The following is a 210-nucleotide window of genomic DNA, read 5'->3' on the forward strand; positions in this document are numbered from 1 at the left end:
GGACGCCCAATCGAAGATCGCGCTGCGCGCCTACCGGTCCGGCGAGTATGTCGCCGTGGAAGTCACGAACACCGGCCAGACCATCCCGCCCGAGCATATCGACAAGATCTTCGACCGCTTTTATCGAGTCAATTCCGCGCGGCAAGGGTCGGCGAAGAACATGGGACTCGGCCTCGCCATCGTGCGATCGATCATGGCGTTGCATCGTGG

General features: G+C 61.9%; 1 protein-coding gene. It reads left to right on the forward strand.

What is annotated here, in order from left to right:
• Nucleotides 1-210: ATP-binding protein (locus tag P0D89_RS54640; protein ID WP_408379966.1), on the forward strand; the 210-nt coding region annotated here is incomplete at both ends.

The organism is Paraburkholderia sp. RL18-085-BIA-A, from assembly GCF_046027075.1.
Classification (GTDB): Bacteria; Pseudomonadota; Gammaproteobacteria; order Burkholderiales; family Burkholderiaceae; genus Paraburkholderia.